10 protein-coding genes and 1 tRNA gene are annotated in these 11,912 nt (G+C 57.2%); 4 read left to right on the top strand and 7 right to left on the bottom strand.

Annotated features, from left to right (window positions below; genetic code table 11):
• Window positions 1–1,129 precede the first annotated feature (1,129 nt).
• Together IE151_RS07895 and IE151_RS07890 are read right to left on the bottom strand one after the other, a co-directional pair.
• Window positions 1,130–2,236, bottom strand: a complete 1,107-nt coding sequence (locus IE151_RS07895; protein ID WP_189489440.1) for a branched-chain amino acid ABC transporter substrate-binding protein — start codon at window positions 2,234–2,236, stop codon at window positions 1,130–1,132.
• 144 nt (window positions 2,237–2,380) lie between these two features.
• Complete coding sequence (locus tag IE151_RS07890; RefSeq protein ID WP_189489439.1) at window positions 2,381–3,292, bottom strand: cation diffusion facilitator family transporter; 912 nt, start codon at window positions 3,290–3,292, stop codon at window positions 2,381–2,383.
• A 163-nt stretch (window positions 3,293–3,455) separates the two neighbouring features.
• On the opposite strand from IE151_RS07890, the gene IE151_RS07885 reads away from it, so the two are divergent.
• A complete protein-coding gene (locus tag IE151_RS07885) occupies window positions 3,456–4,370 on the top strand; it encodes a transglutaminase-like domain-containing protein (RefSeq protein ID WP_189489438.1) in 915 nt (304 codons plus the stop codon).
• Window positions 4,371–4,437: 67 nt separating this feature from the next.
• Here the strand turns inward: IE151_RS07885 and IE151_RS07880 are convergent, their stop codons facing one another.
• Together IE151_RS07880 and IE151_RS07875 are read right to left on the bottom strand one after the other, a co-directional pair.
• A complete protein-coding gene (locus tag IE151_RS07880; protein WP_189489437.1) occupies window positions 4,438–5,190 on the bottom strand; it encodes a proteasome-type protease in 753 nt (250 codons plus the stop codon).
• 216 nt (window positions 5,191–5,406) lie between these two features.
• On the bottom strand, window positions 5,407–5,748 hold the full coding sequence (locus IE151_RS07875; RefSeq protein WP_189489436.1) for a hypothetical protein: 342 nt from the start codon (window positions 5,746–5,748) through the stop codon (window positions 5,407–5,409).
• 221 nt (window positions 5,749–5,969) lie between these two features.
• Here IE151_RS07875 and IE151_RS07870 point away from each other — a divergent pair.
• Window positions 5,970–6,046: transfer RNA gene (locus tag IE151_RS07870), tRNA-Pro, on the top strand.
• Window positions 6,047–6,274: 228 nt separating this feature from the next.
• Here the strand turns inward: IE151_RS07870 and IE151_RS07865 are convergent.
• The 3 genes from IE151_RS07865 to IE151_RS07855 are packed head-to-tail and all read right to left on the bottom strand — an operon-like array spanning window position 6,275 to window position 9,300.
• Window positions 6,275–6,811 (bottom strand): HlyD family type I secretion periplasmic adaptor subunit, encoded by a 537-nt coding sequence (locus IE151_RS07865; RefSeq protein WP_189489435.1) that lies wholly within the window; start codon window positions 6,809–6,811, stop codon window positions 6,275–6,277.
• A gap of 36 nt (window positions 6,812–6,847) precedes the next feature.
• Window positions 6,848–7,588 carry a putative HlyD family type I secretion protein gene (locus IE151_RS07860; protein WP_189489434.1) on the bottom strand — a complete coding sequence of 247 codons (741 nt, stop codon included), beginning with the start codon at window positions 7,586–7,588 and terminating at the stop codon, window positions 6,848–6,850.
• The gene (locus tag IE151_RS07855) at window positions 7,585–9,300 is read right to left on the bottom strand and encodes a type I secretion system permease/ATPase (RefSeq protein WP_189489433.1); all 1,716 of its coding nucleotides are present in this window, start codon (window positions 9,298–9,300) and stop codon (window positions 7,585–7,587) included. The genes IE151_RS07860 and IE151_RS07855 overlap by 4 nt, the downstream gene beginning before the upstream one ends.
• A gap of 317 nt (window positions 9,301–9,617) precedes the next feature.
• Between IE151_RS07855 and IE151_RS07850 the strand changes: the two genes are divergently transcribed.
• Complete coding sequence (locus IE151_RS07850; protein WP_189489432.1) at window positions 9,618–10,787, top strand: acetyl-CoA acetyltransferase; 1,170 nt, start codon at window positions 9,618–9,620, stop codon at window positions 10,785–10,787.
• Between the two features lie 119 nt (window positions 10,788–10,906).
• Window positions 10,907–11,911, top strand: a complete 1,005-nt coding sequence (locus IE151_RS07845) for an asparaginase (protein WP_189489431.1) — start codon at window positions 10,907–10,909, stop codon at window positions 11,909–11,911.
• Window position 11,912 lies beyond the last annotated feature (1 nt).

Here is an 11,912-nt window from a genome sequence, read left to right as displayed (position 1 = left end):
ACCCGCGCTCAGGAATCCGGGCGACAAAAAACCCGGCGCGATACGGCGGCCGGGTCCCTGGATGTTGTGCTTGTGTGGCCTGTCACGCAATTTCGCGAAACCGCGCCGGAATGGTTTTGGTGCAACGCTCCCAGCGGGTGCGATTAACACGGAGAGCAGCACTTGCCATGATTGATGAGAACTCCGCTACGCTCACGCGATCCGCGCGGAGGACCTGGTGGATCATGGGGTCCTGGAGTGCTTCGTCAAACGTCAGTTCCGGCGTTATCATTGTTGGAATCTCCATGTCTTGCATGCTCACATGGTAGGGGTCACTCTTGACCGCCTGATGAAGAAATGTAGGCGAATACATGGCAATTTCACCCGTGTGTAAATGTCACTATGCCATACTCTATTCCCCAGGCGCCTTCGGGTGCAGGTCCAGGGTTCCAAAGTTTCAGGAGGGGATGAAACGATTGCCTCTCAAACGAGGGGATCGCGCATTGCGTTCCCTTCATGGGAAAATAAAGACGGCGACGAGGTATTTTCCGAACAGGGAAGGTGCGCGGGAAGCTTGGTTGTATCCTCCCCGCGCTCTGCGCCTGAAAGCTCCATGCCATCGCATCCAGGGACGGAACGACTTTCGACCCGATAGCAGGAGCGGTTTCAATGCGATTTAGAATACGATGACCAGGATATTGAGCATGATCAGCAGTCCGGCGCATACCTGTAGCCAGAGCCTTATGTCCTGAAGGTGGATGATTGTCTTTTCGTCTGAGTCCGATGTGTTCACGTCATTTCCCTTCTATTTGATCGTTGTCGCGATATAGTCGGGTTATTATTATTCTTATTTGTGGAGGAATGGTTTAAGAGTGTATTTTAGTATATTGTAGAAAATTATAGTATTAATTTACGATGAAATCATTTCCATTTTTATATTAAAAGGACGAAGCTGGCGCGCGTATGAGAGTGGAAATATTCTAGACTTAGATTTGATTTATCTTCCGAGCGGATTGACATCTTCGTGTAGAAAAACTGTGGCCTTGGCCATTTCGAGTCAGGCGCTTGACAATACCAATGCGCGCCACGGATGGTGAAAAAAAAAGCCGGGCAGTGCTGCCCGGCTTTCCTTTCGGTAATTGAACTTGCCTTACTGGGCAGCGACGATTTTGCCGTCTTCCCACTTGAAGACTGAGAAGGCGGGCGAGGAAAGATCGCCGGTCTCGCCATAGGAAAGCTCGCCGATTGCGGTCGGCACTTTCGAGCCGTCCTTCAACGCGGCGGCAACGGCGGTCGCGTCATCCGCGCTACCGGCCTTTTCGATGCCGGCCTTGATCACTTCGACAGCAGCATATGCATTGAGCGTGAATGCTTCAGCCGGAATGTTCTTGGTTTCCAGCGCTTTGATGGCTTCGGCAGAAGACGGGATCTTCGATGCATCTGCGGCATTGGTGAACAGGCTGTTCTGCGCAGCCTCGTTGCCGATCGCCCAGAACTCAGTATTGGAGAGGCCTTCGCCGCCGATGATCGTGGCGTTGACGCCGCCTTCCTTCAGCTGACGTGCCAGCAGCCCGCCTTCGGGGTGGTAGCCGCCGAAGTAGATGACTTCCGCGCCGTCTGCCTTAAGACGTGTGACAAGTGCCGAATAGTCCTTTTCGCCCGGATTGAGGGTGTTGTGGCTTACTTCCGTCATGCCGCCTTCGTTGAGTGCTGCCTTGAAGGCATTTGCCAGACCGGCGCCATAGGTGCCCTTGTCGTCGAGAATGGCAACTTTCTTGTCCTTCATGTGCTCAAGCACGTAGGCGGCTGCAACTTCCGCCTGCTGATCGTCGCGGCCACAGGTGCGCAGGACGTTTTCCAGGCCGCGATTCGTAAGATCCGGAGCGGTGGCGGTAGGCGTGACCATCAGGGCGCCGTTCTCGGCCAGAACATCGGAGACAGCCATGGCAACGCCCGATGTCACCGGACCGACGACATATTTGACGCCATCGGCGATAAGATTATTGGCGGCGCTGACGCCGTCGCGTGGATCACCCTTGTCGTCTGCGAGCTTGACGACGAGTTTTTCGCCATTGACGCCCCCCTTTTCGTTGATGACCTCGACGGCGGTTTCGACGCCGTTTTTGACCTGTTCGCCATAGGCGGCGACCGGGCCGGTCAGCGGTGCGACGACACCGATCACGATGTCGGCGTACGCTGCCGACGACATGAGCATGGATACGGCGAGGCTCAGACCCGCCAGCTTGGTGATACGCATATGGTTTTCCTCCGAATTGGCCTGCCGGGTTCAGCGCCCGGCAGTGACTCGCGTAAATAAAGTCGAAGAGTCTGATAAAAGGAAATCACCTTTGAGACAATTGACCAAGACCGTGAATTGTATCCGTCCAGAATGCATCCGGGATCACTCTGCCAGGTCGGGGTCGGTGGTGAAGGCGATGGTCAGCCAGCGGTGGTTCGTATCTCCGCCGATAGCTTTGCCGATCTGGTTGCGGATGGCGTCCCATTCCTCAAGACGTTTGGCGGGCCAAGCCTTGGGCACTATGAAATATAGCTCCACCTGTCGCCCGCGGCCGACCTTGGCGACGTAGGCACGATGAGACAGGAAACCGTATTCCTGCGTGATACGGGCTGCGATCTCATCCACTTGCTTCTTCAGGTCCGTCGGCGTCACGAGAAGAATATCGGTCAGAGCCTGCTTGACGGTACCAAGGGGAAGGGGAATGAGGATGAGGCAGATCAAGGCAAGCGCGGCCGGATCAACATAAGGTGACAGCCATTCCACAGATGTGCCTTGAATGAGAAGTCCGAACACGAAGGCGATGAGCAGGGCGCCCGTCAGGCCTGCTGACATCCACCAGGCGCGAATGTCGAGCGTCAGGAAATCCGATCGGATCGTCCTGTTGGCGCGCGTCCCGAACAATGCCATGGCGACGGCCGTAATAAGCGTCACCGCCGCGTAGATGATCCCTTGAAAGAAGGCGAGTTCGCGTCCGCCCGCAAGGATGCTGGCAACGGCATTGACAAGGGCATAGATCGCAGCGCCGATCAGCAGCATCCCGTTCAAGGCGAGCACCATTGGCTCTAGATGCCAGAAGCCCATGGTGAAACGTTCGGCGAAACGATTGGTGGCAGTGGTGGCGATCAAGTTGGCAACGATGAGAGCCAGGACGGTCATGCTGGCGTCGGTGAGGGAGTAGATGCCGTCGAAAATGATCGCCGAGGAGCCCGCCAGGATACCGAAGACAATACTGAAGACCGAGATAAGGACAGTGACGGCGATGGAGACTGTCAGAACAGTCCTCTCTGAGTTCATGGAGCACACGCGGTTGTTGCAGATCGCGCGACGCTACACGCCTGTTCCCGAAAAGTCACGTTTTACCCGGTTAATAAGCAAAAACAAACGCATGCAGCTGCGAATCCTACGCAACTAAAGTCGCATGATTGGGTTAGGTGAGTGATAAAAATGGAGTGCGGTCATGCTTATTCGTGTCGGCTATGAGATCTCGATCGTCGTTGAGCAACCCACCGCTCTATATGCCTACCTTGGCATTCATCCTGAGCGTCGGGGAGATATTCGCTGGTATCGTCCCAAGGAAACCGCCGTAAATGAGTTCATCGATAATCACGGCAATGCGTGCCAGCGCATGGTCGTCGAACCTGGTGAAACCGTTCTGGCATATGATGCGCTCGTGGAGGATGATGGCCGGCTCGATGCCTTCGATGGTGACGCTGAGCAAGTCGCGCCCGCGGATATTCCCTCCTATTGCATCCCGTATCTGCTAGGCAGCCGCTATTGCGAGACGGACCGTCTGACGCCGATCGCCTGGCAGCTCTTCGGGCATTATGAAAAAGGTGCGGACAGGGTGAAGGCCGTTTGTGATTTCGTGCATGAACGGTTGCACTTCTCCTATGGCTATGCGCGCTCGACGCGTACCGCGATGGAGGCTTACGACGAGCGCATTGGCGTGTGCCGTGATTTTGCGCATCTGGCGATAGCCTTCTGCCGGGCGCTGAATATCCCCGCTCGCTATGTCAACGGCTATATGGGCGATATCGGCGTCGAACCCGATCCTGCGCCCATGGATTATAATGCATGGTTCGAAGCCTATCTCGGCGGCAAGTGGTATACTTTTGACCCGCGTCATAATTGCCGCCGCATCGGGCGCATCATTGTCGCCCGGGGGCGCGATGCGGCAGACGTGCCGCTTCTCAATACTTTCGGGCCGCACACTCTGAACCGTTTCGAAGTATGGACGCATGAGCATTTCGGCGCCTTGCCGGTCGATCTTGATTTGCCTGTGAGGCGCTCGCGTACTGCCACGCGTTATGGTCCGGCGGGACGCTCCCCCTATGATTTGGGAATCGGCACCAATGTGACGAGCCTGCTTTGACGAGACGTTCGCCGGCCAACGAACAAACCCGCTCGATGCGCGGGTTTGTTTTGTCGATGTGTCGGGTTTAGACGCGCTGTGGCTGTGCCTCGAAAGAGTAGTCGCGCAGGCTGTTGAAGGCGGACTTGATTGCGTGGGACCAGCCGCCGGAGACTTCCTGATAATAGATGTCGTCGACTTCAAAGCGCTTTTCCGGACCCTTGCAAAGAGCGTCGGTTTCGTAGACCTGGAAGTCCAGCGGCATACCGACGGAGAGATTGGATTTCAGCGTCGAATCGAAGGAGATGAGCAGGAGTTTCGCGGCGGCTTCAAAGCTCAGGCCCGGCTCGTAGGCACGCACCAGAATGGGTTTGCCATACTTGTTTTCGCCGATCTGAAAAAATGGATTCTCATTAGTTGCCTCGACGAAATTGCCTTCGGGATAAATGAAGAAGAGGCGCGGCTCTTCGCCCTTGATCTGTCCGCCCATGATGAAGGTGGCGTGAAATGTCGATCCTTGCATCGGGCCGCCATCGTGCGCGTCCCTTATGGTCGCCTTTACCGTATCGCCTATAAGCCTTGCAGTCTGAAAAAGCGTATTGGTCTCGTGCAGGTCGGATTGCCGATCCTCCCGACGTTTGTGCTGCTCTTCCAGCATCCCGACGACAGCTTGCGTCGTGCCGAGATTACCGGCCGAGAGCAGGGTGATGAGGCGCTCCCCCGGCACTTCCCAGCTATACATTTTCTTGACGCTTGCAATATCGTCGACACCGGCATTCGTACGCGTGTCCGACATGAAGACGAGGCCCTTGTCGAGCCGCATTCCGACGCAGTAAGTCATGATCAACCGCTTCTCCGATGGGTGTTGCGTTCAACGTGGAGGGAGCGAGAGCGGTTCCTGCTGCAGGGTAAGAAACCTTTCGACCCGAAACGACGACGGCAGCAAAAAAACATCGGCGCCGATTTCTGGAACTGCGTCAGAACTGAGCTGAAAATTGCAGAAGACGCCCCGGGACGCGATCAGTGTTCCGGGGCTTCAGCCTGAAAAAGGCTGGTGTCAAAGTTCCGGACAACCGGGCTCGTTGGCAAAGGTGATCTCGCGAATACCGCGTCGCGTTTCACCTTCCACGATGACCCGGCTTCTCGTCTGGCGGATCACTTCGGGGTCTCGGAAGCCATATTGTCTGGCCGCGGCACGGGCTTCTCGCTCACTACAGCCGCGCATGCGGGCTTCACGCCGGTCCCGATCTCTTTCCCGTTCGCGATCGCGTACGACAGGGCGAACACCGTCCGGTCCTATGCGGAATTCGACGTCCTGCGCCTGGGCTGGCGCGGTTACGGCAGCGCCTCCCGCCGCCATGGCAAGAGCTAGTCCCGCCGCACTCAAAAGCTTCAACATGTTTTCCTCCTGACGCCGTTGATACGGTTCGGTTCTGCATGGGAAACGGGGAGGTTATGCGGCGGTTCCAAGGCACGACGATCACGCTTGATCAGCTCGTGCAACGAAGCGTTTATGAAGCGCGAAGAGCCGTCTGACTTTGCCGCCTTACAACCGCTTTTTTGGGCGATCAACCTCTTGCGTAGTTTTCCCGCCGCGTTTATAAGCCCACGCACTGATGTCGGAGTGTAGCGCAGCCTGGTAGCGCACCTCGTTCGGGACGAGGGGGTCGGAGGTTCGAATCCTCTCACTCCGACCAGTAAAATCAATAGCTTGGCGATACAGTAATCATGAACGTACGAAGATACGTCCATTGATACGTATCTTGCGTCGTCATTTGTCCGCAGCCTTCCAGCGTTTTTGTGTGGCCGCTTTTCGGACTCTTCTTGTCTGCCCGGCCAATCGCTCCCGCTTCCTCGAGCGCCGTTGATATTGGTGAATCCCGGACCTCCCCCAGATCAAGGGGGAGGCGCCCAGTCGATCCGCCTTACGGCTCGCGCATTGAGCGCGCCAGCTGGTCCGAAAGCGGTTTCAGCAGATATGACATAGGCGTCCGATCGCCCGTCTTGACGAATGCCTCTACCGGCATGCCGGAAATCAGCGGGACATTGCCCAGCCGATCGACCTGATCCGGTTCGATCTGGATATGAGCGGTGTACCAGCTTTCGCCCGTCTGCGGATTTTTGCTGAGATCGGCGGAAACATGACTTACTGCCCCTTCGATTTCCGGCGTCGTCTTCTGGCTGAAAGCCGAGAAGCGCAGGTTCGCTGGCTGGCCGATCGCAACCTGATCAATGTCGACCGGCTGGATGCGAGCCTCGACGATCAACGTTTCATCTTCGGGAACAATCATCATGATTGGCTCACCCGGGCTAACGACGCCGCCGATCGTGTGCGTTGCCAGTTGATGCACGACACCGTCGCGCGGAGAACGGATATCCATGCGCTGCAACTGGTCGAGTGCGGCGATGCGACGCTCGCGCAGCTCCGCGACGCGCATATCGACTTCGCGCAGTTCGGCCATGGCTTTGGAGCGATAATCCTGCTCGAGACTCAGCAGTTATAATCTGCTTTCGGCCATTTGCGCTTCCGCGCGGGCCAGTTCTGCAACCATACGTCCTGTCCCGCCCTCGAGCTGCGCGTGCAGACGCCTTATTTCGACGATGCGAGGGTTCGGAATAATGCCGCGTCTGTGCAATTCTTCATTTGCACTGCGTTGCTGATCCGCAAGGGCAAATTCCTTTCGAGACGCCTCGAGGCCGACTCTGACGCCCTCGATCTCATGGCCGATCTGTTCGATGCGCTTCTCTAATTGCGCAACCTGCCCCTGGTGAATTTCGTAAAGCGATCGAAACAGCTTGTCTTCTTCGCGAAGCCAGACCTGGATGTCGGCTCTGCCATTGTTTTCGACAAGTTCCGGCGGGAGGTCGCCCAGATTGTCGATCTTGTCGCGCTGCGCTTCCAGGCGCGTCTGGCGTGCCAGAAGCTGAAATAGCTGTTGCTCGACAATGGAAAGATTGGCGCGGGTCTGCGTCTCGTCGAGATGAAGGAGGAGGTCGCCCGCCTTGACGCGTTGGCCCTCGCGCACATTGATTGTTCCGACAATGCCGCCTTCGCGATGCTGGATCTTCTTCGTATTGGTCTCGACCATCAACTGGCCAGGAGCCATGACCGCGCCGGACAGTTCAACCGAGACCGCCCAGCCGCCGCAGCCCAGCACCAGAAGCGCGACCAGCGCGCCGCTGGCAAGGAGGTTCTTGCGGATCGATGCAGCCGAACGGGAGTTTGGATCATGTTTCATTGCACCGTCTCCGTAGTTGGTTGCACTGTCGTTTGACGGAGTACCTCGTCGCGAGGTCCGAAGGTTGTTTGCTGGCCGCCCACGATGACGAGAACGTTGTTGACCGCTCCCAGAGCACTCGGACGATGTGCGATCACGATGACGATTGCTCCACCCTCGCGTGCTGAGAGAATGGCTTCGGAAAGCGCTTGTTCGCCTTCCGCGTCGAGGTTGGAATTGGGTTCGTCCAGCACGATGAGAAACGGATTGCCATAAAGCGCGCGGGCAAGGCCGATGCGCTGCCGCTGCCCGGCGGAAAGCATCGACCCGCCCGTTCCGATAGGCGTATCGTAACCGTTCGGCATGGACAGCACCAACTCATGAACGCCGGCTTTTTGCGCAGCTTCGATAATTGCGTTCATCGATGCATCGGTGCGGAAGCGGGAAATATTCTCTGCAATCGTGCCGTCGAAAAGCTCCACGCCTTGCGCCAGATAGCCAATCGACGGGCCGAGCAATTCCGGGTCCCATTGCTCGAGTTCCGCACCGTCGAGGCGGATCGCGCCGCGTTTAACCGGCCAAATTCCGACCAAAGCGCGCGCTAGCGTCGATTTGCCGGAGCCGCTCGGGCCGATAATGCCAAGCCCGTTGCCGGCGCCAAGCGAGAAGGTGATGTTTTGCAGCGTCATGAACTGCGTGCCGGGCATGCCCGTGCACATATGCTCCACATCCAGTTGCCTTGCAGGCCGCGGCAGCGCAAATGGAGGGCGGCTGTTCGCAAACAGTGTCAGAACCTTGTCCAGCCGTTCATGCGCCTGCCGCGCGCCAAGGAAATTGCGCCATTGACCGATGGCCATTTCGATGGGAGCGAGCGCACGTGCTGTCAGAATTGATGCGGCGATCATGATGCCGGGCGATACTTCCTGGCGGATTGCCAGCCAGGCACCCAGCGCCAGAACGCCGGATTGCAGCGCCAGGCGAAACACCTTTGTGACGGACGAGAAGGTCGCCGTCAGGTCGTTGGTGGCCTCCTGCTCGACAAGGAATTTGTCATTCACGCCATTCCAGCGTGCGCCCAGGGCACCGAGCATTCCCATTGAACGTAGCGTCTCGATATTGCGGCGGCCTGCCTCGAGGAAGGTCGCACGGTCGCCAGACAGAGCCGTGAGTTTCTTCAGCTTGTCGCGTAGCACACGTTCGCTGAGCAGCGTGATACAGCACAGAACCGCGGCACCGGCAACCGCCAGCCAGCCCAGCAGGATATGGAAGCTGAACACGATGAGCAGATAGATCGGCAACCACGGCATATCGAAGATAGCGACAGGGCCGGGACCTGCCATGAACTGGCGCAACTGATCGAGATCGCGTACCGGTTGCGCGCCTGAAAGTTCCGGATGGCCGCTCAGCGGCAGTTCCATGGTTGCCTTGAAGGTCGTGTCGTTCAGGTTTTCCTGAAGGCTGTTGCCAATGCGGGTCAGGATGCGTCCACGCAGCATCTCGAGAATGCCTAGATAGACATAAAGGCCGAGCGTTAGCAGCGAAAGCGCGACGAGGGTTGGCACGCTGCGACTAGCAAGAACGCGATCGTAAATTTGCAGCATGAAGATCGGGCCGGTCAGCATCAGGAGGTTGGTGATGCCGCTCAGGGCGGCAACGCCAACGAAGGCCGAACGAACCGAGCGCAGACATTCGGAGATCGGCGATCTCCGTGAAGGGCTCTGGGGTGGACGCATGAAAACTATCTTCCGGTGATTAAAATGCTTCTTTAAAATTCAACTAAATTTCTGATTTTTATCGATATTCTGTTAGTATGCCAGAATGCCGTGCTTAAGTCTCCGCCAAAGCCGAAGATAAGGTTTCAAATTGAAATAACCCAGGGCGAGGCGGCAACGTCGCATTCTTGCGCATATCCGCACTGTGGTTGTGCGTAAAGTAACTAACCTCATGTTCGATGATGCCTTTACGTAGGCTCGAAAGCCGTTCATCTTGCAGAAGGGAGAAAGCGGCCGGATTTTCCGTTTGCCGCACAGGAATAATCAGGGAGTTGAGGATGACCGCTTGTATTGTCGGCTGGGCGCACACGCCTTTCGGAAAGCTTGGTGATGACGTAACCGTTGAAGATCTCATCGTCCGCGTGACCAAGGAAGCGCTCGATCACGCTGGCATCGGTCCGGATGATGTCGATGAAATCATTCTGGGTCATTTCAACGGCGGTTTTTCGCAGCAGGATTTCACCGCCAGCCTTGTATTGCAGGCTGATGACCGGCTTCGTTTCAAGCCTGCGACCCGCGTTGAAAATGCGTGCGCCACCGGTTCTGCGGCTGTTCATCAGGGCATTCGCGCCATTGAGGCGAATGATGCAAAGGTCGTCTTGGTTGTCGGCGTCGAGCAGATGACGACGACGCCGAACACCCAGGTGCAGGACATCCTCGTCAAGGCGTCCTACATGGTGGAAGAAGCCAATATTCCCATGGGTTTCGCTGGTCAGTTCGGCAAGATCGCAGGGGCCTATTTCCAGCGCCACGGCGATCAGTCGGATGCGCTTGCCACCATCGCCGCAAAAAATCACAAGAACGGCATGGACAATCCATTCGCTCATATGCGCAAGGATTTCGGCTTCGATTTCTGCCGCAATGAAAGCGACAAGAATCCGATCGTTGCCGGTCCGCTCAAGCGCACCGATTGTTCGCTCGTGTCGGACGGAGCGGCGGCTCTGGTTTTGGCCGATACGCAGACGGCGCTCAAGATGCGCCGCGCGGTTGCCTTCCGTGCCCACGAGCATGTGCAGGATTATCTGCCGATGTCTAAGCGCGACATTCTCCTGTTCGAAGGCTGCGAGGAAGCCTGGAAACGCGGTCTCAAGAGTGCGGGCGTGGCGCTTGACGATCTATCCTTCGTCGAAACCCATGATTGCTTTACCATCGCCGAGTTGATCGAATATGAAGCCATGGGTCTCGCCAAGCGCGGGCAGGGCGGCAAGATCGCCCTCGAGGGGCAGACCCAGAAGGACGGACGTCTTCCGATCAATGTTTCAGGTGGCCTCAAGGCCAAGGGGCATCCCATTGGTGCCACCGGCGTTTCCATGCATGTTTTGTCCGCCATGCAGTTGACCGGCGAAGCAGGTGGCATCCAGGTGCCGAATGCGACGCTTGGCGGCATTTTCAACATGGGCGGTGCAGCCGTCGCGAATTATGTGTCGATCCTCGAGCGGATCAAGTAAGACGCATTTTTCGGCTGAAAGAAAAAGACCGCCGACTTTCCAAGCCGGTGGTCTTTTTGGTTGCGAGAAGGTAACCGACTTGGCATCAGTTCTGTAAGCCGGCCTGCAGAGGAAGAAAAATGTCTGATCCGATTTGCGTCGAAGTTCTGCGTGGAAACACTGTCGAAAGCGTCCATACCGGGGCGGCGGCCATTGTCGATGGCGATGGCAAGGTGGTGGCTGCAATTGGAGAGATCGAGCGGCCTGTGTTCTCGCGTTCGGCGATCAAGCTTTTTCAGGCATTGCCGCTGATAGAGACAGGTGCGGCCGATGCTTATCGGCTGGACGAAAAGGCGCTGGCGCTAGCCTGCGCCTCGCATAATGGCGAGGAGGCGCATGTTGCTGTTGCGTCCGATACGTTGAAGCGCGCCGGGCTGGATCTCCATGCTCTTGAATGCGGAGCGCACTGGTCTATGAGCCAGCCGGTTGCCATCGAGCAGGCAAAGGCCGGGATCGAGCCGACACCGCTGCACAATAATTGCTCTGGCAAGCATTCCGGCTTTCTTTGCGTCTGCCAGCATCAGAAGATCTCATATAAGGGCTATATCCAGCGGGATCATCCGCTCCAGACCATGCTGGCGGACGTCATGCAAAACGTTACCGACGCAAGGCACGATCCGCAGGAAGCAGGCATCGACGGTTGTGGTATTCCGACCTACGCCGTTCCGTTGAAGAATACGGCATTGGGTTTTGCGCGCCTGGCCAGCGGCAACGGCGTCGGCGCGTCACGTGCGGCAGCCGCAAGACGATTGATGCAGTCCTGCATGAACGAGCCGTTTTACGTCGCCGGTACGGGCAGGGCCTGCGGCAAGCTGATGCAGGCAGCGCCCGGTCGCGTCTTTGTCAAAATGGGTGCCGAGGGGATTTATACGGGTGCCGTACCGGAACTTGGCATGGGCATCGCCCTCAAATGCGACGACGGCGGCGTGCGGGGCGCGGAGGTGATGATCGCTGCGCTGCTCGCAAAGCTATTCAGGAGCGAACCGGAAATCGCTGCACGTTTCGACGAGATCGCGCATCCTCTCATGAAGAACTGGGTCGGCACTCCCATCGGCGAAATGCGTCCCGCCGCAGCGATCCTCTAGG

The organism is Limoniibacter endophyticus (genome assembly GCF_014652835.1).
GTDB classification, from domain to species: domain Bacteria; phylum Pseudomonadota; class Alphaproteobacteria; order Rhizobiales; family Rhizobiaceae; genus Limoniibacter; species Limoniibacter endophyticus.
Note: the sequence above shows the minus strand (reverse complement) of the source record. Positions and strands in the feature narration are given on the sequence as shown.

Bases quoted from the DNA above. Each gene is read 5' to 3' on its own strand.
- IE151_RS07895 (WP_189489440.1), bottom strand. From the start codon at position 2,236: ATGCGTATCACCAAGCTGGCGGGTCTGAGCCTCGCCGTATCCATGCTC.
- IE151_RS07890 (WP_189489439.1), bottom strand. From the start codon at position 3,292: ATGAACTCAGAGAGGACTGTTCTGACAGTCTCCATCGCCGTCACTGTC.
- IE151_RS07885 (WP_189489438.1), top strand. From the start codon at position 3,456: ATGCTTATTCGTGTCGGCTATGAGATCTCGATCGTCGTTGAGCAACCC.
- IE151_RS07880 (WP_189489437.1), bottom strand. From the start codon at position 5,190: ATGACTTACTGCGTCGGAATGCGGCTCGACAAGGGCCTCGTCTTCATG.
- IE151_RS07875 (WP_189489436.1), bottom strand. From the start codon at position 5,748: ATGTTGAAGCTTTTGAGTGCGGCGGGACTAGCTCTTGCCATGGCGGCG.
- IE151_RS07865 (WP_189489435.1), bottom strand. From the start codon at position 6,811: ATGGCCGAACTGCGCGAAGTCGATATGCGCGTCGCGGAGCTGCGCGAG.
- IE151_RS07860 (WP_189489434.1), bottom strand. From the start codon at position 7,588: ATGAAACATGATCCAAACTCCCGTTCGGCTGCATCGATCCGCAAGAAC.
- IE151_RS07855 (WP_189489433.1), bottom strand. From the start codon at position 9,300: ATGCGTCCACCCCAGAGCCCTTCACGGAGATCGCCGATCTCCGAATGT.
- IE151_RS07850 (WP_189489432.1), top strand. From the start codon at position 9,618: ATGACCGCTTGTATTGTCGGCTGGGCGCACACGCCTTTCGGAAAGCTT.
- IE151_RS07845 (WP_189489431.1), top strand. From the start codon at position 10,907: ATGTCTGATCCGATTTGCGTCGAAGTTCTGCGTGGAAACACTGTCGAA.